A 24,198-nucleotide genomic window follows, 5' to 3' on the forward strand; every position below is an offset into this window, starting at 1 on the left:
ATGGTCAACCGGTTGCGAACGGGCATCGATGTCCTCGACAGAAAGCTCGACGGTGGCATCCCTGCCGGGAGTATCGTCGCGCTCTCTGCCCAGCCGGCCAGCCAAGCGGAGCTGTTCCTCTACGAACTCACCGCCACGCGCGGGACTCTGTGGCTGTCACTCGACCGGACCGCCGAGTCGGTCATCGCAAGCATCGAGCAGACGCCGGCCAACACCGGCGACCCGACGGTGCGCCACATCTCTGGCGAAGCACCGCTCGACAACGCCGGCAAACTCGTCTCGGCGCTCCCGGAGACGTCGAACCTCATCGTCGACCCCCTCGACGTGCTGGAAGCCCAAGAGCCACACTCGCGTTTTCGCGCGTTCATGAACGATTTGCAGAACCACATCGTCAACACTGGCAGCCTCGCTATCGTCCACTGTCTCGATGGCCGTGACGTGCCACCGCTACGGGATACGACCGAGCACTTCGCCGATGTGGTGTTCCAGCTCAACACCACGACGACCGGTGACGAGGTGGAGAACCGCCTCGCGATTCCGAAGTTCCGCGGCGGACGGGCCCCCACCGACATTATCAAGCTCAACCTCGTCGAAGAGGTCAGCATCGATACTAGCCGCGATATCGCCTGATTCTATTCGCCACCGGGCTGTAGCTCTCGATCCGTCGCGCCGAACTCTGTTCCGACGAGTATCAACAGGAACAGTCCGAGCCCGACGCCGACGCCCGCGACCAGCCCGGTCCCGGTGCGTCCAGTCAACACGAAGGTCCCGACGCCGAACGCGATTCCCGGCGGGAACGCGAGCAGTGACGGGTACACCAGCGATACTCGCATGGGTAGTGATGACGTGACGTGCGTATAATGGTTCTCCCGCATTGGCCGTCAAAAAATGGTAGCGCTATCGCTCGGACCCGCAAAGCCGCTTCCGGCACCAATACTGCAAAACAGTTCGACGCGCTCGCGAGGCAGTTACTCTTCCGCGCCTTCGATCTCTTCGACGATCTCTTCGGCGTCAACGTCGGCGTCTTCCAGCGCGTCTTCGATGTCAGCGCCGCCGGCACCGCCCATTCCACCCATCATACCGGGCATACCCATGCCGCCGCCACCGATCTCCTCTTGCACGATGATGCGGTCGATGTCGAGTAGCTGAGTGAGCTGCTGGGCGATCTGCTGTTTGCCCATCATCCACTGCTGGTTCATCGTCAGCTGCGGCGTCGCCTCGATGTAGAGCGTTTCCTTCTCGACTTCGACGGTTTCGTACTCGGGCTCAGACTCCTCGTCTTCCGCTTCGTCGTCTTCGCTCTCGACGAGCTGTTCTTCCTCGACGGTGTCGGTCTCGAACCAGACGTCGAGCTCCATGTCGAGCATCATCTGGATGATGCCCTGCGCCTTCTCCTCGCGGTCAGTGACTTCTTCGAGGATTTCGTAGTCGTACTCGACGTCCTCGCCGGCAAGCGGGTGGTTGAAGTCCACTCGCGCGCGGCCGCCGATGATAGTCTCGATGTGACCGTGCTCGCCCTCGATGTCGACGTGCGCGCCGGGGTAGCGATCGTCCTCGGGAATCTTGTCCTTCGAAACCGTCCGGACCTCTTCCTCGTCATACTCGCCGAAGGCGTCGGCGGCCGCAACGGTCACGTTGCCCTCGTCGCCGACCTCCTTCCCGTAGATGTCCTGCTCGACATCCGGGAAGATGTGGTTCTCGCCCAGCACGATGGTCCGCGGGCCGAACTCCTGCTGTTCGGTGTCGATACCGTCGTCTTCGGCGACTTCTTCATCAGTCGTGTCGACAAGCTGGCCGCCGTCGACGGTGCGGGCGGTGTAGGCGAGCTTGACGACATCGCCCTTCTGGAGTCCCTCCGCCTGTTCTTCCTCGTCTGCGGTTTCCGCATCGACTTCAGTCTCAGACTCGTTGCTCATACCCTGTTCGTCAGTCGTGGCACTCTTAAGGACAACGTTTCCCGGTCAGTAGCGGCCGAGCAACTTCGGAAGTGACCGGCTAGTACTCACTCTCAGTCAACAGCCGGTCGAACTTCTCGCGGTCGATGTTCCGCCCCGAAACGGGGAGGACAACCGTCTCACCGCGTAGTTCGTCGCCGGCCTGTATCGCTGCGGCGACAGCCGTCGCGCAGGCCCCTTCCATGACGATGCGGTCCGTCTCGAACAGGCGCGCCACGACGTCAGCGATGGCGTCTTCGGAGACGAGCCGGAAATCGGCGAGCCCGTCCTGCAATATTCCCGTCGGGAGCGCGAACGGCACTCGGGTTGCGACGCCCTCGGCGATCGTGTCGACGCTGTCGAGGGCGTCCAGTGTCTCCTCGTGCCAAGCGCGGTACACTGCGGGCGCGCCCGCGGCCTGCACGCCAACGACAGCAGCGTCGGTCATCGCACCGAGTGTGATGCAGTACCCGGCCGCGGCGGTGCCGCCGCCGACGGGACAGAACACGCGGTCAACGTCAGGGCGCTCGTCGAGGATTTCGAGGCCAGCTGTGCCGACACCAGCGAGCAACTTCGGTTCGTTGCCCGAGTGGACATAGCGCGCCTCGCGCTGAATCGCCAGCTCCTCGATGTGTTCGCGGGCCTCGTCGTAGTCCTCGCCGTGTTGGATGACTTCTGCGCCGAGTTGTTCCAGCGCGTCGACCTTTCCGGCGTTGGCCTCTTTCGGGACGCCAATAGTGACGGGCACGTCAAACTCACGGCCGGCCCAAGCGATAGACTGGCCGTGGTTCCCCGTGCTCGCAGCGAGCAGTCCGCCCTCGCGGAACTCCTCGTCGAGGGACGCGACGAGGTTCACGCCACCGCGGACTTTGAACGCGCCCGTCGGGAGCGTATCCTCTCGCTTGAGCAGGACCTCTGCGTCGAGGGCGTCGGAGAGGGCTTCGCTTCGGACCAAGGGCGTCTCGGGGAGGTGCTGCCGGATGCGTTGCCGGGCGCGCGCGACCGTTGCAACTGTCGGCGGCGTCAGGTCATGGTACGGAAAGAGGGTCGTCTCGTCCGGGGAGTCGATCGGTTCGTAGCGGCCGGCCATACTACTATCCGGGAGAGCCGACACAGTAAATGGCGCGGTCGACGGGAGCGTTTTTTAGCTGCCCGGCCCAGTCCCAGAGTATGTACGAAGTCGAGGTGAAAGTGCCAGCGGACATCGAGGCTGTCGCGGATCGGCTTGACGACCTCGGGGCCGAGCAGGTCGATACAGTGATACAGACGGACACGTACTACGATGCGCCCCACCGAGATTTCGCCGAGACAGACGAGGCGTTCCGGGTCCGTCGTGAAACCAGAAAAGGGGAGACGAACGCGAAGATTACCTACAAGGGGCCACTCCTCGAAGCGGAGTCGAAGAGCCGAGAAGAGTTCGAAACAGGCGTCGAGAACGGTGACGACCTCGACGCGATCGTCCAGCACCTCGGCTTCGAGCCCGCGGCGACCGTCCGGAAGAACCGCCGGGTGTACGAGGTCCGGGAGTACCATGTCACGCTCGACGCTGTCGACGATGTCGGCGAGTTCGTCGAAGTCGAACGAGAGACCGACGGTGACATCGAACCCGTGCGAGAGGGTGCCTACGAGGTGCTTCGGGATATCGGTCTGGATCCGAACGACCAGCAACGAACCTCCTATCTCGGCATGCTACTCAGCGATGCGAACGAGTAATCATTCCGCTATTATCTGTTCCCGTAAGTTATAGAACCCGGCCAGACGAAGTCGAAGCAATGACCGAGCGGAACATCCACGTCCAACCTGCAAGCGGGCTTGCCGTAGAAGATCAGGACATCGAAGTCGTAGAGCGCAAGGGTATCGGCCATCCGGACTCAATCTGTGACGGTATCGCAGAGACGGTGTCACGAGCGCTGGCGCAGACGTACATCGACCGGTTCGGCACAGTCCTACACTATAACACCGACGAGACACAACTCGTCGCCGGCACTGCCGCCCCCGCGTACGGCGGCGGCGAAGTCCTCGAGCCGATCTACATTCTGGTCGTCGGTCGAGCGACGAAGAAGTTCGACGGCGAGCGTATCCCGGCCGAAAGCATCGCCCTCCAAGCCGCGCGCGACTACCTCGACGAGCAGTTCCCCCACCTCGACCTCGGCTCCGACGTCATCGTCGACGTTCAGTTCGGCGAAGGGTCAGGCGACCTCCAGACAGTGTTCGGTGAGGAAGCAGCGATTCCGATGGCAAACGACACCAGCTACGGCGTCGGTCACGCTCCGCTGACAGAAACCGAACAGATCGTCCGTAACACTGAGCAGAAACTGACCGGCGAGTACGCCGAGTCCAATCCGGTCGTCGGCCAAGACGTGAAAGTAATGGGCAAGCGCGAGGGTGACCACATCGATGTGACCGTCGCCGTTGCGATGGTGGACGAACACGTTCCGGACCTCGATGCGTACAAGACTGCTGTCTCGGACGTGAGAGCCTTCGTCACCGACCTCGCCGAGGAGTACACCGACCGGGACGTGACGGTCCACGTCAACACGGCCGACGACTACGACGCCGAGTCGATCTATCTCACAACGACCGGGACCAGCGCCGAGCAGGGCGACGACGGCTCCGTCGGGCGCGGGAACCGCGCGAACGGCCTCATCACGCCGAACCGCCCGATGAGCATGGAGGCGACATCCGGGAAGAACCCTGTCAACCACATCGGGAAGATCTACAATCTCCTCTCGACGGAGATCGCACAGTCTGTCGCGAGCGAGGTCGACGGTATCCGACAGGTCCAGATGCGTCTGCTCTCACAGATCGGGTCACCGATTGACGAGCCCCACGTCGCTGACGCGACAGTCGTCACCGAAGACGGCGTCGCGGTCGGCGACGTCGAATCAGACATTCAGGCCACAATCGACGCTGAACTAGCCGATGTGACCGACGTCACGCGACAGGTCATCGAGGGCAACCTCTCGACGTTCTGAGACGGCGAGGCGACACCCCTTTACTCGCCAGTGGTCAATTCGCGGGTATGCATCCACCAGACGCCGATAGCGTGCTCGTCCGCCACGGCGAGCTCGGCGTCAAGAGCGACCAAGTCCGCCGGAAGATGGAGCAGCAGTTGGCTGACAACCTCCGCGCGATGCTCGACGCGCGGGACCTATCGGGAAACATCGAACAGCACCGGAACCGACTGTTCATCCACACTGACCACCCAGAGGGCGTGACCGCGGCCGCTGCCGACACGTTCGGCGTCACCTCCGCCTCGGCAGTCGCGACCGTCGAACCGACGCTGTCTGCAATCGAAACGGCACTGGCCGCGACCGCGCGAGAACAGTACGACGGCGGCGCCTTCGCTGTCGACGCTCGGCGGGCTGGGCCGGCGGAAGCACACCCCTTTTCGAGCACGGATATCGAATCCGACGGCGGGACCGCTGTCTGGGAGGCAATCGAGGAGTTGGGCGGCGAGCCCGCCGTCGACCTCGATAACCCTGATTTCGAACTGTTCGTCGAATGTCGAGCTGACGAGGCGTACGTCTTTTGTGAGAAACGCCCGGGCCCGGGCGGACTCCCGCTCGGAACCCAGCGGCCCGTCGTCGCCCTCGTCAGCGGGGGTATCGACTCGCCCGTCGCCGCTTGGAAGGTGATGAAGCGGGGTGCGCCCGTACTCCCCGTCTACGTCGACCTCGGTGACTACGGCGGCTCCGACCACCGGGCGCGAGCCGTCTCGACTGTCGAAACGCTCGCCTCGTACGCGTCTGGGCACGACTTGTCGCTTACTGTGATCGACGCCGGTGACATCGTCGCCGACCTGTCTCAGAACCTCGGGTCGCTCCGAATGCTCGTCCTCCGCCGATTCATGCTTGCAACCGCCGAGGCTATCGCGCGGGACCGGGACGCCGTCGGCATCGTCACCGGCGAAGCTATCGGGCAGAAGTCCAGCCAAACGAGCGCCAACATCGCGGTCACGGATGCCGCGGCCACGCTTCCGGTGTACCGCCCGAACCTCACCGTCGATAAGTCCGAGATAACCAATCACGCGCGAACCATCGGGACCTTCGAGGACTCGACAATCGACACCGGTTGCAACCGTGTCGCGCCATCACATCCGGAAACTAATGCCTCGCTGGAAGCAGTTCGGGCGGCCGAACCCGATGATCTGTTTGAGCGCGCCGAAGCCTGTGCCCAAGACCGCGTCGTCGTCCCCATCGAAAGCTAAATTTCCGGGGCGGGTCAGGGTTGAGCCATGACGCAGGTCTGTCTCGTCGGGAGCGAGGACGTGAATCTCCGGTACGAACTTCTCTCTCGCGAGACCGCACGGAACGCACTCGCAACCTACGACCTGCAGGAGCCATTCGAAAACACCATCGCCGTCGACACTGTGAGCCTCGGCGCGGCGGTGGCGCTGCTGAACGACCTGAACTGGTATCTCGTCCGCTTCGCCGACACCGCGTTCATCCGTGACCCATCGATTAGTGAGACGGAGTGGCTTTCGCGGGACCTCGCCGCGGCGATCCGGGACGACGACGTTGCTCCCGAGGATACCGGTCGGTTTCTCACGGTGTACGGCATTGTCGAACCAGACGATACCAGCGACGCTACCGACGATGACGTGCCGGAAGCGGCCACAGAACCCACATCTGAACCCGGACCGGGCGCGACGATGGAAGCTGACAGCCCACCGGAACTTGTCGACCCGATGTTGCTGACCCGGACCGGCGACACTATTCCGGAGTACGACCTTCAGGAAGTAGACGACACGCTCATCGTCAGAGTAACTGAATCGGAGTTCGGCGCCTGATTCGGTTACGCCGCGCCCAGAACAGTCTGTATCAGTCGAACATTCCGGTCGACATATACCGCTCGCCGCTGTCCCAGTAGACTGTGACAACAAGCGGGTCCTCGACGCCGTCCGCGACGAGGCGCTCAGCTACCTCGCGCGCAGCGAGGTTCGACGCGCCAGAGGACTGGCCGACGAGGATGCCCTCCTCGTGAGCGAGTCGACGGCACTCGTCTTCCGCATCCGAGAGCTCGACCGTCAGCACGTCGTCCAGCAGGTCGGTATCCAGATTGTCGCTGACGAACCCCGGCCCCATCCCTTGGAAGCTGTCCTCGCCAGTGCCCGGTTCCATCCCGGAAAGGACGGCGTTGTCCGCCGGTTCGACCGCGACAATATCCATCTCAGGGAACGCCTCACGCAGCCGACGGCCGGTCCCGGTGAGTGTGCCACCGGTACCGACGCCCGCGACCAGCGCGTCGACAGTCCGGTCGCCCACCTGTTCGCGTATCTCCTGCCCCGTCGTCTCGTAGTGTGCCTTCGGGTTCGCTGGGTTCTCGAACTGCCGCAGCTGGACGTAGTCGTCACGGTCGCACAGCTCGTCCGCGCGCTCTTTCGCGTCAGAAATATCGCCCTCGACCAGTTCGATCTCTGCACCGTATCCCTTCATTATCTGGCGGCGCTCGGGCGACTTCGAGGATGGCATCACCAGTACCACATCGTACCCTTTCGTCGCCCCGACCATCGCCATTCCGATGCCGGTGTTCCCACTCGTCGGTTCGACGAGCGTATCTCCCGGTTCGAGCGATCCGTTTCGCTCGGCGTCGTCGATCATGTACTTCGCCGGTCGGTCCTTGGCAGACCCACCAGGGTTGAACGACTCGATCTTCGCTGCGACCGTCGCCCCTTCCGGCGCGCGAACCGACACCAGCGGGGACCCGATCGTATCGAGAATAGAGTCTTTCATCGCCGTCGGCTACGTGGGCCCGACTTAAACGCCTACTGAAGGTCCCAAACGGTTCGTGGACTCCCGACACGCGGCAGGGTTTTCCGCCGTCGACGCCGTTTCATGAGAACATGTTGATGTCGTCGACCGGCAGCACCGAGTAATCCACCGACAGCGTGTCCTTCGTGGCTCGAACTTTGCCGACGAACGCTGAGATGTCCTCCAGTTGGCCCTCCAGCACGAACAGTTCCATGCAGTACCGGTCGCCGACGTGGCTGTGGAAGTTCGACGCGACGATAGACTCGTGATCGTGGCGGAGATGCATCATCTTCTCCTCGACGGTCGTCGTCTCGTAGTCGAACAGCACTGTGACGATGGCCATCAATTCGCGGTCCTCCAGTCGCTTGTCCTCGAACTCCCCCATCAGATTCCGGACCGCTTCCCGTACAACCTCACTGCGACCCGTGTACCCGTGTTCGTCGGCGAACGTGTCGATTCGCTCTTCCAGTTCATCCGGCATCGAGATACTTACAACGCCCATGTATTAACTCGGCGCCGTTGGAGTATTAATAGTTCATATCCGCTAGCAGATACCGGAGCGACCGCGGCTAATACTGCCGCTGGCTCGTGTCTCCTGTGTGACTAGCTCGTTGAGAACTGTCGCTCTGTGTGAATACAGAAAGCCCACTCGGGAGAGATGACTCTCCTGAGTGAGCTATGATAGGTATGAATGGTGGCGGCGAACCGCGTTTCCCAGAGGCTCGCGCACTCCAGTACTCCCCGGAACGCTGGTGGGCTTATCTTCCGTGTTCGGGATGGGTACGGGAGGCAACCCCACCGCTGTGGCCGCCTAACGTCGAGTCGCGGAGTCGAACCGCGAAAGTACCAGTCTCGATCAACTCTCCACCGTGTGATTACGTGCGATCCAGTTTGCGCCTGGACTCGTTCAGCGACGAGTTAAATCGTCGGTGAATGAGTCACAGTGCGTATGAATGATGGCTTTGGTCTGTTAGTGCTCGTGGGCTTAACGTCTCGTTACCTCGACGCGCACACCCCGAGTCTATCGACCGCGTCTTGTACGCGGGACCTCTGCGGTGTCTCTTTTCCAAGTGGGTTTCGAGCTTAGATGCGTTCAGCTCTTACCCCGTGTGGCGTGGCTACCCGGCACGTGCTCTCTCGAACAACCGGTACACCAGTGGCCACCAACCGTAGTTCCTCTCGTACTATACGGTCGTTCTTGTCAGACACCATTACACACCCAGTAGATAGCAGCCGACCTGTCTCACGACGGTCTAAACCCAGCTCACGACCTCCTTTAATAGGCGAACAACCTCACCCTTGCCCGCTTCTGCACGGGCAGGATGGAGGGAACCGACATCGAGGTAGCAAGCCACTCGGTCGATATGTGCTCTTGCGAGTGACGACTCTGTTATCCCTAGGGTAGCTTTTCTGTCATCAATTGCCCGCATCAAGCAGGCTAATTGGTTCGCTAGACCACGCTTTCGCGTCAGCGTTCCTCGTTGGGAAGAACACTGTCAAGCTATCTTTTGCTCTTGCACTCTTCGCCGGGTCTCTGTCCCGGCTGAGATAGCCATAGGGCGCGCTCGATATCTTTTCGAGCGCGTACCGCCCCAGTCAAACTGCCCGGCTATCGGTGTCCTCCTCCCGGAGTGAGAGTCGCAGTCACCGACGGGTAGTATTTCACTGTTGACTCGGTGGCCCGCTAGCGCGGGTACCTGTGTAATGTCTCCTACCTATGCTGCACATCGGCGACCACGTCTCAGCGACAGCCTGCAGTAAAGCTCCATAGGGTCTTCGCTTCCCCCTGGGTGTCTCCAGACTCCGCACTGGAATGTACAGTTCACCGGGCCCAACGTTGGGACAGTGAAGCTCTGGTTAATCCATTCATGCAAGCCGCTACTGATGCGGCAAGGTACTACGCTACCTTAAGAGGGTCATAGTTACCCCCGCCGTTGACAGGTCCTTCGTCCTCTTGTACGAGGTGTTCAGATACCTGCACTGGGCAGGATTCAGTGACCGTACGAGTCCTTGCGGATTTGCGGTCACCTATGTTGTTACTAGACAGTCCGAGCTTCCGAGTCACTGCGACCTGCTCCGTTCCGGAGCAGGCATCCCTTCTTCCGAAGGTACGGGACTAACTTGCCGAATTCCCTAACGTTGGTTGCTCCCGACAGGCCTTGGCTTTCGCCGCCATGGACACCTGTGTCGGTTCTCGGTACGGACATCATGCTCGTCTTTTCATGGGCCCCAGGTTGAATCACGTTTCCCTATGCCGCCGTTCGTCCGCTTCGTACCATTACGGTTTCCACGGAGTTTGACGGTTCGACCGGGCGAAAGCCCGGCGTGATCGACCCCAGGGCGTCGACTTTCACTGCATGATGGCACGGGAATATTAACCCGTTTCCCATTTCGTCATAGTCGAGTTGCGGTATGACTTAGGACCGGCTAACCCTCAGCTGATCAGCAGTGCTGAGGAACCCTTATCCATTAGGCCGTCGGGGTTCTCACCCGACTATCGCTGCTACTATGGCCAGGATTTTCGTCACCAATCGGTCCACAGGAATTCTCATCCCTGCTTCCACCCAATTGGAGCGCCAATCTACTCGATTACCAGTATCAGTGGTACGGACAGGTCTCGGTGGTGGATTTGAGTCCCGATCATTTTGGGCGCCTCAAACCTCGGCCGGTAAGCTGTTACGCTTTTCTTAGAGGGTAGCTGCTTCTAAGCTCACCTCCCGGCTGTCTAGGGCTCGAGACCACCTTCAGAGGATTACACTTAATCCACACTTGGGGACCTTAACCTATCTCTGGGTTGTTCCCCTCCTGGTACACAGGCTTACCCCGCGCACCGGAATCCCCGCGTCAAACAGCGTCTGTAGGTTTGGAGTTTGACAGGTGTGCCGACTCCTCTCGGAGGCGGACACACCAATCGGTCGCTCTACCCCACAGACTACCTCGGCGGAGGTCATGCTTCGACATGTTTCGATTGGAACCAGCTGTTGCCGGACTCGATGGGCCTTTCACCCCTACACATAGATCACGAGAGGGTATTGTAGGACACCAACTCTAACAGACTTCCACGTGCCTTTCGGCACGCTTCATCTTGTCCATGCGTAGATCGTCCGGATTCGGGTCGTGTCCACATGGCTCCCCGCCCTTGAAGACGGCGGCCCTCGGGCAAAGCCCTGCGGCCATGTCGGTTTCCCTGTGCCTCCCCGGATACTCCGGTTAGACTTGCCATACAGACACACTCCCTGGCTCGTTTTTCAAAACGTACGACAGAACATCGGCTTCCTGTAAGTCTTACTAGAGACTCGCGTCTCGCTCATTCGTTACAGGACCTTGTATGCCCTGTCGCTCGATCGCCAACTGATTTCATGCTCTATTTCGCCTCCCTTCTGAGGGTACTTTGCAGCGTTCGTTCACACTACTTGTTCACTATCGGTCTCAGGTTGTGTTTAGCCTTCGCAGTCGATGCCTGCGTTATTCGCGAGGGATATCCAACCCCCGCTACTCTGGCACTACCGCACAGCCTACTGGTCTCAAGTACGGGGTTGTCACCCTGTATCACGCTCTGTTCCAAGAGACTTCCTCGAGACGGTCGGCTGATGAGAGGTAGCCCTGACACCACATTGCCCGTGAGGGCTTCGGTTTGGGCTGTATCGCGTTCACTCGCGGTTACTGACGACATCACATTGCGTTTTCTTTTCCTCCCGATACTGAGATGTTTCAGTTCTCGGGGTTCCTCATTGCGCGAAGCAATTGTTAGAGAGATTCTCATTCGGAAATCCATGGTTCTTCGCCTCCGTGCGGCTCCCCATGGCTTATCGCAGCTTGGCACGTCCTTCATCAGCGCCTGAGCCGAGCAATCCACCAGCTGGCATAGTAGCCAACGTCGTTGTGACTCGTTCAACTGAACGAGTCCAGTGGACGCCTGGATCGCACGTACACACGGTTTCATTCTCGCCCCCAAGGTGGAGATGGTGGGCGAATCGACCCTTCCCAAGCGCGGTTTCACCCGGCTTGGTGCATCTGTCGTCGTACCACACTCGAACGCCGTCCCACACTTAAGGGGACGGATTCGGAGGCGGTACGAAGTACGGACCCGTCGGGAGTTGCACCCGACATCCCCGTGAAGGGATATCCGCCTCGGATAGGTCGTGTGAGCCCAGCGGGCCCATGCAGTAGTCGGCGCTTGCCGACTCGCGGTGACTTGTGGTCACCAGTCAATGTAGGTGGGTCAGGGCAAAGCCCTGATCCCGGTCAGTAGGAGGTGATCCAGCCGCAGATTCCTCTACGGCTACCTTGTTACGACTTAAGCCCCCTTGCGGAGCCCAGATTCGACCGTCGCATGACGGCCTCATCCGGACCCCACTCGGGTGCTTTGACGGGCGGTGTGTGCAAGGAGCAGGGACGTATTCACCGCGCGCTTCTGACACGCGATTACTACCGAATCCAGCTTCATGCGGGCGGGTTTCAGCCCGCAATCCGAACTACGACTACGTTTGGAGATTAGCTCCGCCTCTCGGCGTCGCATCCCACTGTCATAGCCATTGTAGCCCGCGTGTTGCCCGGTCCATTCGGGGCATACTGACCTACCGTTGCCCATTCCTTCCTCCATTTTAGCAATGGCAGTCCTCCTAGTGTACCCAACCACCGCAGGGGTGTTGCTGGCAACTAGAAGTGTGGGTCTCGCTCGTTGCCTGACTTAACAGGACGCCTCACGGTACGAGCTGACGGCGGCCATGCACCTCCTCTCAGTAGCGTCGAGTAAAGTCGTCAACCTGACTGTCATTACTACTGTCGGGACCGGTGAGATGTCCGGCGTTGAGTCCAATTAAACCGCAGGCTCCTCCGGTTGTGGTGCTCCCCCGCCAATTCCTTTAAGTTTCATCCTTGCGGACGTACTTCCCAGGCGGCTCGCTTATCGTCTTCACTACGGCACATCACGTGCTCATGGCGCGTGACATACCTAGCGAGCATTGTTTACAGCCAGGACTACCCGGGTATCTAATCCGGTTCGAGACCCTGGCTTTCGTCCCTCACTGTCGGGTCCGGTCTCTCAACGTGGTTTCCCCATTGGTGGTCCGTCCAGGATTACAGGATTTCACTCCTACCCCGGACGTACCCGTTGAGTCTCTCGGCCCCAAGCTGTGTAGTTTCCACCGGACGCCGACCAGTTGAGCTGGTCGATTTCCCAATGGACTTACACAGCAAGCTACGGACGCTTTAGGCCCAATAATATCGGCCATCACTTGGACTGCCGGTATTACCGCGGCGGCTGGCACCGGTCTTGCCCAGTCCTTGTTCCTGAACCACCTTACGGTTCAGAAAAGCGAGGGCTATATGCCCTCACACTCGGAGTCCCCCTATCGCACTGTCGTGCAGTGTAAAGGTTTCGCGCCTGCTGCGCCCCGTAGGGCCCGGTATCTTGTCTCAGATACCGTCTCCAGGCTCTTGCTCTCACAACCTGTACCGATTATCGGCATGGTGGGCCGTTACCCCACCATCTACCTAATCGGCCGCAGCCACATCCTACAGCGCCGGAACGTTTCTCACTCTCGGCACTCCAGCCTGAGAGTAATATCCGCTATTGGCCTCAGTTTCCCGAGGTTATCGCGGTCTGTAGGGTAGTTTGGCCACGTGTTACTGAGCTATATGCTACGAGTCTAAACTCGTGCAACTAGCATGGCTAAATCGGACTCCGATAGCAATGGCCTCCGGCAGGATCAACCGGAATGTGCTGATATACATCAGCGGCGGAAGTGGTTGCACTCCGTCGGAAGCTAACACACTGGTTCCTACACCAGTGTTGACTACTGCATGGGTCCGTGGGCTCACATCAGATTCCATCTTGACGGCGGACCGCAGGGGTGGAATCCTCATGGGATGAAATCTCGCCAACCCCAGAAGGGAAGACGAGAATTTCTCGTAACTCGGCCGACCTAGGTGGCCACCCGAGCGTGTCGACCCGGGCTCGCTGCCCGGTGCGACCTTCGCATTAATTCAGAAGACGGGGGAACATATAAATGAATCGTCTCACACTTGCCCTGTGTAGAACACACACGACGCATACGTAACGTGATTGCGTGACATGCATAACCGCCAGACAGCATCGGTATGTAGACGATCCAACGGGTACTTGTATTTGCTTTCTGTCATACGGCTATTCGGTGGAAACCCGCTCATCCATTATATATCAATAAGTAGGAGTACAAACTCATCGGTTCACAGCCATGGCGTACCGAGAACGATGGTGAGAACGCAGTCGCTACGCTGGGTCTGTCAGAACCGATCCGGGGTACGATAGATTTCGCCAGAGAGCTATCTCAGGTCGTTGTGAACCAGGACGCGGTACAGTGGTAAAATTAGGCGGTCAGCGAGTCAATGTGGCCTTCCGAACGGAGCTGGTCGGCATCCTGCCCCTTGTAGCGCCATTCGATGTTGGCCTTCTCGTCTTGCCAGTCCCACGGTTCAGCGAGAACGATATCGTCCTCGTTAATCCAAGTTCGGAACTTCATCCGGCCCGGGATCCGGCCAAGACGGGTTTCGCCGTCCTCACAGCGGATGCGGACGTGGTTTCCGCCAAGGTGTTCTGTTACCACTGCAAACATCTCGTCGTTTGTAGGCATGCGGAGATTCCGCCGCCCTGAATCGTCGCTCACAACATAAATACGGTCGCCTCCCGTATAAGTCGTTTGAGAGGCGAGATAGCGTGTACCATGCGGCCAACACAGCGGCCGTGCCACAGCAGGAGCGGACCAGTAGCTACCGGGAACAGTGAAACGATGAAAACGGACTGAGGACAGTACGTCAGGTCAGTCAGCAGTCAGGGCCTGTGGCTCGTCGGCTTCTTCGGCCATCGTCTCCGTCAGTCCGGAAGCAAGCGCAAACACCGCTTCCTTGTGGTCTGTCTTCGATTTGTGGATCGATGTCGGTTTAACACCGAGATCAGCGTACAAATCGTGCTCGACGCTTGTGTCTGCTTCGTGCTCGTAGTGGTGTTGTACCTGTGCGAGAAGACTGTGAAGGTGAATGAGTTCTTGCTTCTTCATTAGTATCCAATCTTATGGAGTGGAGGGTAATAGTACTACCTTGCTAACCACTCACACATACCTCCCGCACAGAGACAACCCGACCCAATCTCACATGCAGATATAGAGCCGATTCCGGGCGTATAATCGCTTTTATCCAGAGTTTCGCCGACAGTCCGTAATATTCGGTTTGTGCGCTATACTATTAAACGAGTTAGAGACGGTAGTCATGACAGTAATAAATCACGAATGCCCAGAAGGAATTTAGCGGGTTACTGACCTGCGAAACGCTCTCAATCATGAAAGACCACGACAATATATTAGTTTTCGGATACTTCATACCTGCTGAGCACATACCTATGACCGTGATGAACTGGAAACACCCACGAGACAAAACTGCAGCTATGAGGGTGTCATAGAACGAGTAGCACACCAAAGAGCAGGGTGAACGCTGAGGTGGATGAGTCCAGCGACCCTGCAAGATGATCCTTCGGTAGAGTCGTTCTTCAATGTCGTGGAGACGGAAACGTTAGCGTTGTTTGAGCACCTCTCCTTCGAGTTTCTCGAAGGGTTCGACGTGTTCGCCCCGGCAAAGACGGGGCGAACACGAGACCACGAACCACCAGAGCTGATGCGTGGCTTTCTCCACTGCTACTACAAGGACATTTACGGCATTCGTCCGGTTGAGCGGGAGCTTCGGAACACGGTTGTTTGGCTGAGCTGTGGCTTCGATCGACCGCCGTCGAGAGACGCGGTCGATCGCTTTCTCACCGACCTCGAACACGTCGTCAACGAGGTCTTTGACCGACTCGTCGAGCAGGCCGCCCGACGCGGCCTGCTCGACTTGACCTACTGTATCGATTCAACCGACGTGAGGGCGATGCCCACCGATCCAGACGCGTCGAAGTGCTACGATCCAACCGACGACGAGTACTACTACGGCTACGGTTGCACGATCGTCTCGACCGGGCAAAAGATCCCGATTGCAGCCGAGTTCACCGAGAGCAAACAAGCACCGGAAGAGACGGCGATGCGCGTCACACGTGACGCGCTCGCCGTTGAGCAACCAATCTGGATGGTTGGTGACAGCGCCTACGACACGCTCGACTGGCACGACCACCTGCTGACCGCAGGGGTCGTGCCAGTCGCTCCGTACAACGCGCGAAACACTGATGACCCGAAAGACATCGAGTACAGGATCGAAGACCGCATCGAGGAACACAGTGAGGGCGTCCAGCTGAAGCAATCAATCCTAGACGAGACGTACAACCGCCGTACTGGCGTCGAACGAACCAACGAATCAGTGAAGGACTGCGGCCTCGGGCGAACGCACGCCCGAGGCCGCGTCCACGCACGATCGCAGGTGTTTCTTGCTCTGTGCCTTCGCCTCGTCGTCGCTATCACCAACTACGAACGCGGAGACAATCCGGGAAGCACGATCATCACGGTGTGACAAGAGTTCTATGACACCCTCGCAGCTATGGCAAAACAAGAGGAAGCAAACAGCGGGACAGAGTGGTCATTCATCGCGGCGCTGATGACTGCTGCATAACGGCTTTCTCACCGTTCAGGATTGAACTCTACAGCGGCAGGTATAGACACTGCAGACAGGGCGGTTAAGAGACAGTACGGATGCTGACCGTCGTATTGTGGACGACAGCGCGGCTAATACCAGTACACTGGTATGTATGCGGTTCCGAGTGATCCGACCAGTTCGACAGTTCCTGCTCAAACAGACGGTGCCACGCATCCGGGTACGCAGTCTCCGAAACATTGACGGAGACGGTTGTCGCGGATGGTGACTTGCCAGCCTGTGGCGAAATAAGCGTCTTGTTCTGGATGGTAGTCTCGATTGTGACACGGCCAGACGACGAGAAATCCGTCTGTCCGTCAAGCGAAAGGACAGAGAGATATGCACTGTCACTGCTAGGGGTACACCGAAAGCTGGGCTTCCGTGAGGCGACCAGTCCTTCCTGCTGGACCCGGTACACAGCACCACTGGTGTAGACGATATCAGTCCCCGAATCAGTCTCCCGAACAAACGCTCCGGTCGAGATATTCGTTGACTGCCCGTCAACAGTTACATTCAGTGTTGACGAGCGGATGGAGAGTCCATGGCCCTGAAGTTTCATACTCGTAGTCCGTCGCGGGGCATCGCCCTGAATGTGGTCGTCCGTGGTCTCCGCAAACCCAATCATCGACGTTTCGGCGACGTCGGTTGTCGCTCCCTCTTGAATGGCGTCAAACGCCCCAAGCCCACCGAGTGTCACCAGCGCAATGCCAGTGATGATGATACTGAACGTGAGCGTAAACGCGAGCAAGTCGGACACGCCGCGGTCGCGACTGCGGCGGTCGAATAGGTTGGCTCTCATCCACGTGTCACCTCCATACAGTCGGCTGTCGCGTTGTACGAGACTGCCAGTGGACCGCTGGATACGACCGAGGAACAGACGCTGGTCTCGTTTCTGAACTGGACGACTGCGTAGCGATCCAATCCTGACGCATTCACGTATACGCGCGTGTGTGAAGTACTGGCGGCTACCTCGACGTTGTACGACTGATCGGCGATCCGTTCGGGATACGTCGCGCGGAACGATACTGTCGAGTTGAGAGTCTCAGTGTCGAACGCATCTAAACGAATCAGGTCACGCGCGATACCGTCGCCGACATTCTCCAGAGCTTCTTCCGTCACACGTTCGCGCTGTGAGTCGACCATCTGGCTCCCGCCGATGAGGAGACCGGTCACCAGTAGCGACGTGATTCCGATAGTGAGTGCCTGCGTGACTGCCGGCGAGACGCCGCGGCGATCAGACAGGAGATGGTCGAGGCTCATCCGTCGCCCACCTCCACGAGTACTGTTCGGTTGTAGCTCGCAGACGGGGTGTCATAGGTGGTGTCGACGGCAGGGACGACAGGGTATGAGGTTTTTTCGCTGGAATCGATGTCTGAGAAGTCCCCGACGGCAGCAAATAGATACGTGACACGTGATTGCGGGCCGTGTTTTATCGTGATATTGTATGGGCCTTCAAGTTCGTCGAGAAAGGTCGGGTAGGTTTGACTGGTGCCCGGAGTCTCACACGTCCCAGCCAGCAAGTCAGCGTCGATATTCGCACTCCCAGAGCATCGCGTGACGCCATTGACCAGTATCTCTTTGTTCGGTCCCGGTGGCGTCCCGGCGAGTGTCATGGTCCATCGGTCCGTTTCATTCTCGACGACGATCGTCGTTGGGTTCCCACCACCGTCGAGATTAACGTACGTGACGTTGAATACCGCTATACGGGTACTTTCGTTTACCAGACTCCACTTGTTTCCGCCACCACCACCCGGCTTCTTGAATTTCTCCGCAGGGGTGTCAGTCTGATTCACTGTAGTCCCGAGCGACGCCGACTCGTTCAGCGTTGCATTAAGGTAGGTCCCTTCACGTGACCCGACGACGCGGTTGTGTGTCCGCGTGTAGTTCCGCAGCGCATGTCCGTATCGCTCCTCGAATCCATCGAGATCGTCACCGCGCGTTTCAGTTGCAAGCCGCCTGAGGTCCCGTTCAACGGAGGCCTCGCGGTCGGCCGAGCGTTCGATAGTATCGGCGCTCCCGGTGGTCGTGATGCCGTCAGTGACGGCGAGACTATGTGCAAACAGTATTGTGCTGAACACAACGATAGCGACGGCGATGCCGCCGATCAACAGCAGTTGTCCGCGGTCGTTGGCTACCATACGACCAGACGCACCTCCACAACGTTGTAGACGAGAGAGTCCGGTTCCGCATCGGGAGCGAAATACCCGTCGACGGCCGAGAGGGACGGGCCGGTGCCGCTGCAGTCACCGATTCGAGCGGGCATATCGTCAGTCAGCGTTACCGTTTCAGTCGCGACAGCCGCGTCGGCCGGTCTCTCAGCGACATTCTCAGGTGAATCTTGCGAGACGAGAGTTGTCTGGCGCGCACCCGAATCCGAGTAACTGAAGTAGAGATTGTACTGGTCGCCTTGGCGGTCAAAAGTCCGGTTCAACATCAACTCGAACTCAGTGGAGCTGCCCGTCTGATTGCCGTTGAGCGTCGGCGTTCCAACGCTGTAACACGCCGTCGCGTTGTGCAGCGCTCCGGTTTCTGCTGCCAATGATAGCGTGTCGCTCGCGCGAGTTTCCAGTGTCTCTATCCGCTGTTGAGTGCCGGTCTGGAACGGGCCGGTGTCGACTGCCGACAGGCCGTAGACGGTCGCCGTCACGACGACAATCGCCGCGAGGACGCCTTCCAAGGTGTAGGCTTGGCCACGCATCGTTACCACACCCTCACGACGAGCCAGCAGACCGGATCGCACTGGCCAGTTGCGTTAGTCAGCTTCACCACGCGGGACGTCGTCGCGATGTTCGTCCGACCGTCAGCCGACGGCCCCCAAGCGAGCCGCTGTCCGTGGCCATCGACTGCCGGGTTCCGTGTCCCTGTTTTGAGCGAGGATGCGTTGACAACCGTGACGTTCACCCGTGGGTTCACACGGCGCTCTGTCGCAACGATGAGGCCGGCTTTCTCCTTGAGACCACGGAGGTCGTCTGTGTCCGCGTTGAGGGACGCATTGATCCCACCGCTCGTGTTGTAGCGGATATGATTCCGCGTCCCGTTGACGGAATAGTTCTCGACGAGATGCGTCGCCGCCCTATCCGCAATTGGTTGGTTACGCTGTACGTCTGGGGATTCGTACACGCCGACCGCACTGCCTTGTACGAACGCTAACACCCCGATTATCGTCACGAGCAGGACGCTCACCCCCACGGCGAAGTCCTGCGGTGTTTGTGCTCTTGTATCCATGTCCCACACACCCTATTGTCTGTCTGATACGTCCACTGTCGAGCCGCGGGGAGACTGTTATCCCACGGCGATCCACACCACCAGTGCAATCGTCGACAGGACGACGGCGAACTTCACGCCGGCAACGAGTTTCACTTCCCGAATGTATCCGGCGATGAACGACGACAGCAGCGCCTGCAGCGTCACCGCGTGGAAGAACAGCATCGACAGCAGCTCCGTGTCGACGCTGCCCCCGAAGCCGCCACCGGGCGCGCTCGAACTGCTCGACCCGGAGGCCTGCGTCGCCAGCCCCGACATCACATCGAGGAACTGCGTCTTCAGCAACGCCATCACGCCCAGCAACGTCAGGTACGTCATCAAGATGATGACCGTCTGCATCCGCGTCCGGGATTTACGCTCCCGTTCGATGTCGTCCTGATTCTCCGAGGCCTGAGCGGCCGTCGAGAGCACGTCCTGAATCTGGCTGGAGGCCTCCTGTGCCTCCGCGATAAGCTTGACCGTCCGCGCCAGTCGCGGGACGTTGTACTTGTTGTTAAATTCCCGGAGCGCGTCTTTCAGGCTCGTCCCGTAGTTGACCTTTGCGTGGATGGTCTCGAACTCCTCGGAGAGCTTTCCGGAGGACGTTTCCGAGACCACCTTGACGGACTCTAGCAACGTCATGCCGGTGTCGTTGGCGGATGCAAGTTTGCGGAGGTTCTCGGAGAGTTTCCCGATGATAGCTTTCCGTGAACGCTGGTTCCACTCGTAGAAGATCATCAGTGGGATGAAGTTGATGTACATCGGGACGTACACCCAGAAAAACGTCGAGCGAACCGGGACTGCAATCATCCCATCCAAAGATAACGGGGCCCAACCGATGACGATAGCTGCGACGATGGCGAGAATCGACAGCGGGACCGTCAGCCACAGCACCAACAGCGGGTGGTCACGGAAGAACAGGTCGGGCCGTGTGAGGATCGCGAGGAGTTCGTGGGTCCCCTCCCGGCTCTTGATCCGGTCGAAGACGCTGTAGGTCCCCGTGTAGCTCTCGATGAGCCCGAGGTTGAACACGCCGACACCCTCGTCGACGACGAGCTCCTTCTCACCGGGGCTCGAACGCAGATACCCGTCCCCAATGGAGTCCTGCGTGACAGTCGAGACGAGGACGAGAAAACCGAGGCCGGTCAGGGGAATCAGCCCGTACACGGTGCCGTAAATAAGTGACTTCTGGGCGTTCCCCATCATCGACATGATGACCAGAATGATGATGAGAAGCAGTGGGAACAGCGAGAGCGTCATGTACATCTCGCCGAACAACTCCAGCGTCTCCAGCATCTTCTCCTGTTCCTGTCGGGCGGTCCGCATGTGTTTTTCCTTCTGGTCTTCAAGGAAGGAGGTCATGTCACCGCCGGAGTTGATGATAGAGAGCATATCAGTCAGGAACTGCGACAGTTCGTCAGACGGCGTCTGGAGCGCTTGGTTACGGACGGCGGTCCGGTAGTCAGTGTCGAAATACTCCGTCTCCAGCACGATGGACTGGAACTCCTTTGCGACCTCGCCGTACGTGTCTTCGGCCTTCCCCATCGACTGCAGGATTTCGAGTTGATTGAGCCCGCCCACGGACAGCGCATACATAAAAGAAATCGAGTCGGACAACAGAACATTAATCTCGCGCTCGCGCGCGCTCGCACGGAAGTACGGAATCGAGACCAGCGACCCGAACCCGATACCAAACCCGATGGCACCGAAGACGAGGCCAGTCACGATGACGAGGAAGGGGAGTTTCAGTACGGCGAGAATCTCTGAGACGCTTTCGGACACTGGAATCCCGATAAGCGTCGGCGCTTCTCCACCGGCAAACAGCAACTGGACCAGCAGATACCCGAGGAACGTGCCGACGAGCCACAGCGCGAGTCCCGCAATGACGCCGACCGCGAGTGCGCGTGCGAGGAACATTTCAACGTTGTCGGCCATCCGGGCCTCCGCGAGCTTGTTCTCGACGCTGCTGACGAAGTCCCCCTCGTCGTCGAACACCATCTGGTACGCAGGGTAGAACGTGTCACCGAGCGCACCGCCGCTGCCCACCTGTTGCTGACTCGGTGTATCGAGGCTCATTCGCTATCTGCCTCCGCCCCGGCTTTTGGAACGAACTGGCCGAAGTCGATGCTGTCTTCGTCAGCACTCTCCTCGGAGTCGTCCATCAGCGCTGAGACGATATCCGGCGTTTCGCGGCTCTTGTAGGTATTAAACAGCGGCTGGGCGTTATCGAGCACCTGCTTGGTCTCCTCGACCATTTCCGGTGGCGCGTCCGGCCGGGGCACCATCTCCTCTTTCTCCGGGTCGATGTCGATTTTGACAGATTCCATCTCCCGGAGGTCCTCGAGTGACAGTTCGAGCTGGTCGTTCGCGATGAGCGTGAGGATGGTGTCGGGATCGTTGATGAAGGCTTGGATGGTTGCCGCGACCTGCGTGTAGGTGTTCAGCCCCTTTTCGATGAGATACGCGAGAACGACCTTTCGCTTGAACAGTTCCTCGTCGAGTTTATCCTGCGTCCACCCGCGGTCGAACTTGATCTCTTCGAGCGTGTTCGAGTTCCCCATCTGAATGTACTCGTCCGTCTCGGCGCGCCACTCATACACGTCCCGAACGTTGATCTCGTCGTTCTCGGCGGAGTACTCGTTGATTTCAGTCAGGGACTTGTTCCGGCGGACCTTGTTGCCGTCGACCCGCGTCTGGGTCTGAATCGACACTAGGTCGAGTGCCGTAAACAGCGTCTTCGAGACGTTGATCGGTTCGGTGGTGAACCGCTTGATGACCTCGCCGACGGAGTCGGCGTGGAACGTGGTGTAGGTGGTGTGGCCCGTCGACATGACCTGAAACAGCGTCCGGCCCTCCTCACCACGGATCTCACCCATAACGATGTAGTCCGGGCGCTGACGGAGTGCGGCCTCAAGCAGATCGAACTCGTCGACATCACCCTTGTCGTCTTCACCAAAGGATGGCCGCGTGACACTTGCCACCCAGTTCCGCTGTGGCAATTCGACCTCACGCGTGTCCTCGATGGAGACAATCTTGGAATTCGACGGGATGAACAGTGAAACGGCGTTCAGGCTCGTCGTCTTCCCCGAGGCAGTACCGCCAGCGAAGATGAGGCTCTTGTTGTTCTCGATACAGAGCCAGAGGAACGCCATCTCGTCCAGTGAGAAGGTATTCCAGTTGATGAGGTCAATTGGCGTAAAGGGGACGTCCTTGAACTGCCGGATAGTGTAGTTGGTCCCGTGGTCGGACACTTCTCGGCCCAGTGTCAACTGAGCACGCGACCCGTCTGGCAGCGTCGCGTCGACCTGTGGCTGGCGCTTCGAGATGCCCTTTCCGGAACGCTGGGCGAGTTTCACGACGAAGTCGTCGAGTTCACCTTCGCCGTGTTCGACGTTCGAAATTATCTGCTCGTAGTCGGTGTGATAGACGAACACCCGGGAATTGTACCCGTCACAGGAGATGTCCTCAACGTTGATATCATGTTTGACGCCGTCGATGCGGGCGTAGCCGACGAAATCCCGCTTGAGCATGTACAGCAGCTTCTCGACCTGATACTCGTTCAGTTTCGGGTCATCGTCTTCGAGAATAGCCGGCTCAGGACGTGTCGAAATTCCGGAGAGTTGTCCCGCAGTTTCACTTTGTGTTTCCTCGTCCAGTCCGAACAGTTCCTTGACTTGTCCGAGAACGCTCTCTTCACCGCTACTGGTGACTGAGCCGTTGTAGAGGTCGTACCGCGAGAGGAGTTGTTCGGCCTCTCGCTGGATGACCTGTGCCCGGTCGGCGTCGGTCCCCTGAACGATCACGTCATCCTCGGAATACTTGATCGCTGTCTTGAGTTTGCCCGAGAGGAACTCCCGAAGGTCGATCTCGATATCGGTGAGATACGGCTCGATGACGTAGTACTTCTTCTCGTTCTCTTTCCGAGAGTGGAAGATGATGACGCAGGCGTAGGGCTTGTTGACCCAGTACCGTTCCAGTTCGTTGAAATGAGACTTCTTCGACTGCGGAACGGCTTTTTCGAGGTCGTAGCGGTTGACGACCGTCGTGTGGCCGTCTCGCGTCGAGAAGAATTCGTCTTCGTCCAGTTCCGAGTTCACGTCGACGGTGTTTTGATCGACATACTCGTGGAGTTCACTCGCAATGTCTTCGGCGGCAGACAGGTTGTTTGCCGTGTGTTCGGGCTCGAAGTTCAGATACTCACTCTCATCAAAGGGAATAACTTCGCCGTCACTGTCACGGGGGAGACTGCCGTCCTCGTAGTAGTACTCCTGTTTGAAATGCTCCCATGTGTAGATATCTTTCGCAACCGGCGTCGTGGTTGGGTCAAGATACTCTTCGAACGGCGCTTGCAGCGTTTTGCCGGCACTCGCCGCGTCTTCGAGTCGCTGACTGAGTTCTCTCGGCTCGAAGCCGAGGTATGCGCTCCGGTCGAACCGCCCCCCATCGTGTATCTCCCGGCGGAGATCATCCCATGTGTATTCGCCGACCCGTACAGGCTCGTCAGTCAGGTGTCCCCCACTGTTGACCTGCTCTGACTCACCTCCCCCAGTCTCATCGATAGCCATTGTTATTCATCTCCCGTTAGGCAGGAAAAAACTTTACCCCCACCAATTATCACTGAAAAAGAGTTTTCGGCTGTTTGTACCACGGTCTCGTTACGGTAGTAAGTGGACCATACT

The 24,198-nt window shown here is 58.9% G+C and carries 20 protein-coding genes and 3 rRNA genes; 6 read left to right on the top strand and 17 right to left on the bottom strand.

Annotation, left to right across the window (positions count from 1 at the left end):
• On the top strand, positions 1-630 hold the full coding sequence (locus Har1129_RS07090; protein ID WP_151100027.1) for a transcriptional regulator: 630 nt from the start codon (positions 1-3) through the stop codon (positions 628-630).
• Between the two features lie 2 nt (positions 631-632).
• On the opposite strand, the gene Har1129_RS07095 is transcribed toward Har1129_RS07090, so the two are convergent.
• The 3 genes from Har1129_RS07095 to Har1129_RS07105 all read right to left on the bottom strand — a co-directional run bounded on the left by Har1129_RS07095 (position 633) and on the right by Har1129_RS07105 (position 3,024).
• A complete protein-coding gene (locus Har1129_RS07095) occupies positions 633-833 on the bottom strand; it encodes a hypothetical protein (RefSeq protein WP_151100028.1) in 201 nt (66 codons plus the stop codon).
• 135 nt (positions 834-968) lie between these two features.
• A complete protein-coding gene (locus tag Har1129_RS07100) occupies positions 969-1,916 on the bottom strand; it encodes a peptidylprolyl isomerase (protein ID WP_151100029.1) in 948 nt (315 codons plus the stop codon).
• 79 nt (positions 1,917-1,995) lie between these two features.
• A complete protein-coding gene (locus Har1129_RS07105) occupies positions 1,996-3,024 on the bottom strand; it encodes a threonine/serine dehydratase (RefSeq protein ID WP_151100030.1) in 1,029 nt (342 codons plus the stop codon).
• Between the two features lie 80 nt (positions 3,025-3,104).
• Between Har1129_RS07105 and cyaB the strand changes: the two genes are divergently transcribed.
• From cyaB to Har1129_RS07125, 4 genes are read left to right on the top strand one after another with little or no spacing between them, the layout of a single operon-like run.
• Entirely contained in the window at positions 3,105-3,647 is a 543-nt protein-coding gene (gene cyaB / locus Har1129_RS07110) for a class IV adenylate cyclase (RefSeq protein WP_191906129.1), read from the top strand.
• A 59-nt stretch (positions 3,648-3,706) separates the two neighbouring features.
• Entirely contained in the window at positions 3,707-4,909 is a 1,203-nt protein-coding gene (locus tag Har1129_RS07115; protein WP_151100032.1) for a methionine adenosyltransferase, read from the top strand.
• A gap of 47 nt (positions 4,910-4,956) precedes the next feature.
• Positions 4,957-6,144, top strand: coding sequence for a tRNA sulfurtransferase (locus tag Har1129_RS07120; protein ID WP_151100033.1), 1,188 nt, complete (start codon positions 4,957-4,959; stop codon positions 6,142-6,144).
• Between the two features lie 27 nt (positions 6,145-6,171).
• Positions 6,172-6,726 carry a DUF5804 family protein gene (locus tag Har1129_RS07125; protein WP_151100034.1) on the top strand — a complete coding sequence of 185 codons (555 nt, stop codon included), beginning with the start codon at positions 6,172-6,174 and terminating at the stop codon, positions 6,724-6,726.
• Positions 6,727-6,757: 31 nt separating this feature from the next.
• Here the strand turns inward: Har1129_RS07125 and Har1129_RS07130 are convergent, their stop codons facing one another.
• The 7 genes from Har1129_RS07130 to Har1129_RS07160 all read right to left on the bottom strand — a co-directional run bounded on the left by Har1129_RS07130 (position 6,758) and on the right by Har1129_RS07160 (position 14,724).
• Positions 6,758-7,669, bottom strand: a complete 912-nt coding sequence (locus Har1129_RS07130; protein WP_151100035.1) for a PLP-dependent cysteine synthase family protein — start codon at positions 7,667-7,669, stop codon at positions 6,758-6,760.
• 100 nt (positions 7,670-7,769) lie between these two features.
• Positions 7,770-8,189 (bottom strand): CopG family ribbon-helix-helix protein, encoded by a 420-nt coding sequence (locus Har1129_RS07135; protein ID WP_004592383.1) that lies wholly within the window; start codon positions 8,187-8,189, stop codon positions 7,770-7,772.
• 190 nt (positions 8,190-8,379) lie between these two features.
• Positions 8,380-8,502, bottom strand: a 5S ribosomal RNA gene (rrf, locus tag Har1129_RS07140).
• Between the two features lie 135 nt (positions 8,503-8,637).
• Positions 8,638-11,568: ribosomal RNA gene (locus Har1129_RS07145) — 23S ribosomal RNA — on the bottom strand.
• Positions 11,569-11,937: 369 nt separating this feature from the next.
• Positions 11,938-13,409: ribosomal RNA gene (locus tag Har1129_RS07150) — 16S ribosomal RNA — on the bottom strand.
• The 16S, 23S and 5S rRNA genes sit together here, the layout of an rRNA operon.
• A 628-nt stretch (positions 13,410-14,037) precedes the next feature.
• On the bottom strand, positions 14,038-14,334 hold the full coding sequence (locus tag Har1129_RS07155) for a translation initiation factor eIF-1A (protein WP_049909223.1): 297 nt from the start codon (positions 14,332-14,334) through the stop codon (positions 14,038-14,040).
• Between the two features lie 153 nt (positions 14,335-14,487).
• Positions 14,488-14,724, bottom strand: a complete 237-nt coding sequence (locus Har1129_RS07160; RefSeq protein WP_151100036.1) for a UPF0058 family protein — start codon at positions 14,722-14,724, stop codon at positions 14,488-14,490.
• 439 nt (positions 14,725-15,163) lie between these two features.
• On the opposite strand from Har1129_RS07160, the gene Har1129_RS07165 reads away from it, so the two are divergent.
• Entirely contained in the window at positions 15,164-16,156 is a 993-nt protein-coding gene (locus Har1129_RS07165; RefSeq protein WP_151098964.1) for a transposase, read from the top strand.
• Positions 16,157-16,319: 163 nt separating this feature from the next.
• On the opposite strand, the gene Har1129_RS07170 is transcribed toward Har1129_RS07165, so the two are convergent.
• The 7 genes from Har1129_RS07170 to Har1129_RS07200 are packed head-to-tail and all read right to left on the bottom strand — an operon-like array spanning position 16,320 to position 24,084.
• Positions 16,320-17,075 carry a hypothetical protein gene (locus Har1129_RS07170; protein WP_191906128.1) on the bottom strand — a complete coding sequence of 252 codons (756 nt, stop codon included), beginning with the start codon at positions 17,073-17,075 and terminating at the stop codon, positions 16,320-16,322.
• Positions 17,072-17,536, bottom strand: coding sequence for a hypothetical protein (locus Har1129_RS07175; protein WP_151100037.1), 465 nt, complete (start codon positions 17,534-17,536; stop codon positions 17,072-17,074). Before Har1129_RS07175 ends, Har1129_RS07170 begins: the two co-directional genes overlap by 4 nt.
• Complete coding sequence (locus tag Har1129_RS07180; RefSeq protein WP_151100038.1) at positions 17,533-18,414, bottom strand: hypothetical protein; 882 nt, start codon at positions 18,412-18,414, stop codon at positions 17,533-17,535. Before Har1129_RS07180 ends, Har1129_RS07175 begins: the two co-directional genes overlap by 4 nt.
• Positions 18,408-18,974: a hypothetical protein gene (locus Har1129_RS07185; protein ID WP_151100039.1), complete on the bottom strand. Its 567-nt coding sequence runs from the start codon at positions 18,972-18,974 to the stop codon at positions 18,408-18,410. Before Har1129_RS07185 ends, Har1129_RS07180 begins: the two co-directional genes overlap by 7 nt.
• A gap of 2 nt (positions 18,975-18,976) precedes the next feature.
• Positions 18,977-19,501, bottom strand: a complete 525-nt coding sequence (locus Har1129_RS07190) for a hypothetical protein (protein WP_151100040.1) — start codon at positions 19,499-19,501, stop codon at positions 18,977-18,979.
• Positions 19,502-19,558: 57 nt separating this feature from the next.
• Complete coding sequence (locus tag Har1129_RS07195) at positions 19,559-21,595, bottom strand: type II secretion system F family protein (RefSeq protein WP_151100041.1); 2,037 nt, start codon at positions 21,593-21,595, stop codon at positions 19,559-19,561.
• Positions 21,592-24,084 (bottom strand): type II/IV secretion system ATPase subunit, encoded by a 2,493-nt coding sequence (locus tag Har1129_RS07200; protein WP_151100042.1) that lies wholly within the window; start codon positions 24,082-24,084, stop codon positions 21,592-21,594. The genes Har1129_RS07195 and Har1129_RS07200 overlap by 4 nt, the downstream gene beginning before the upstream one ends.
• Between the last annotated feature and the right edge of the window lie 114 nt (positions 24,085-24,198).

Source organism: Haloarcula sp. CBA1129 (assembly GCF_008729015.1).
In the GTDB taxonomy this organism is placed as follows: domain Archaea; phylum Halobacteriota; class Halobacteria; order Halobacteriales; family Haloarculaceae; genus Haloarcula.

Excerpts from the sequence above, each read along its gene's own strand:
- cyaB (WP_191906129.1), top strand. The coding sequence starts at position 3,105 with ATGTACGAAGTCGAGGTGAAAGTGCCAGCGGACATCGAGGCTGTCGCG.
- Har1129_RS07160 (WP_151100036.1), bottom strand. The coding sequence starts at position 14,724 with ATGAAGAAGCAAGAACTCATTCACCTTCACAGTCTTCTCGCACAGGTA.
- Har1129_RS07095 (WP_151100028.1), bottom strand. The coding sequence starts at position 833 with ATGCGAGTATCGCTGGTGTACCCGTCACTGCTCGCGTTCCCGCCGGGA.
- Har1129_RS07195 (WP_151100041.1), bottom strand. The coding sequence starts at position 21,595 with ATGAGCCTCGATACACCGAGTCAGCAACAGGTGGGCAGCGGCGGTGCG.
- Har1129_RS07130 (WP_151100035.1), bottom strand. The coding sequence starts at position 7,669 with ATGAAAGACTCTATTCTCGATACGATCGGGTCCCCGCTGGTGTCGGTT.
- Har1129_RS07200 (WP_151100042.1), bottom strand. The coding sequence starts at position 24,084 with ATGGCTATCGATGAGACTGGGGGAGGTGAGTCAGAGCAGGTCAACAGT.
- Har1129_RS07180 (WP_151100038.1), bottom strand. The coding sequence starts at position 18,414 with ATGGTAGCCAACGACCGCGGACAACTGCTGTTGATCGGCGGCATCGCC.
- Har1129_RS07190 (WP_151100040.1), bottom strand. The coding sequence starts at position 19,501 with ATGGATACAAGAGCACAAACACCGCAGGACTTCGCCGTGGGGGTGAGC.
- Har1129_RS07185 (WP_151100039.1), bottom strand. The coding sequence starts at position 18,974 with ATGCGTGGCCAAGCCTACACCTTGGAAGGCGTCCTCGCGGCGATTGTC.
- Har1129_RS07100 (WP_151100029.1), bottom strand. The coding sequence starts at position 1,916 with ATGAGCAACGAGTCTGAGACTGAAGTCGATGCGGAAACCGCAGACGAG.
- Har1129_RS07135 (WP_004592383.1), bottom strand. The coding sequence starts at position 8,189 with ATGGGCGTTGTAAGTATCTCGATGCCGGATGAACTGGAAGAGCGAATC.
- Har1129_RS07170 (WP_191906128.1), bottom strand. The coding sequence starts at position 17,075 with ATGAGAGCCAACCTATTCGACCGCCGCAGTCGCGACCGCGGCGTGTCC.
- Har1129_RS07090 (WP_151100027.1), top strand. The coding sequence starts at position 1 with ATGGTCAACCGGTTGCGAACGGGCATCGATGTCCTCGACAGAAAGCTC.
- Har1129_RS07120 (WP_151100033.1), top strand. The coding sequence starts at position 4,957 with ATGCATCCACCAGACGCCGATAGCGTGCTCGTCCGCCACGGCGAGCTC.
- Har1129_RS07115 (WP_151100032.1), top strand. The coding sequence starts at position 3,707 with ATGACCGAGCGGAACATCCACGTCCAACCTGCAAGCGGGCTTGCCGTA.
- Har1129_RS07175 (WP_151100037.1), bottom strand. The coding sequence starts at position 17,536 with ATGAGCCTCGACCATCTCCTGTCTGATCGCCGCGGCGTCTCGCCGGCA.
- Har1129_RS07105 (WP_151100030.1), bottom strand. The coding sequence starts at position 3,024 with ATGGCCGGCCGCTACGAACCGATCGACTCCCCGGACGAGACGACCCTC.
- Har1129_RS07165 (WP_151098964.1), top strand. The coding sequence starts at position 15,164 with ATGAGTCCAGCGACCCTGCAAGATGATCCTTCGGTAGAGTCGTTCTTC.
- Har1129_RS07125 (WP_151100034.1), top strand. The coding sequence starts at position 6,172 with ATGACGCAGGTCTGTCTCGTCGGGAGCGAGGACGTGAATCTCCGGTAC.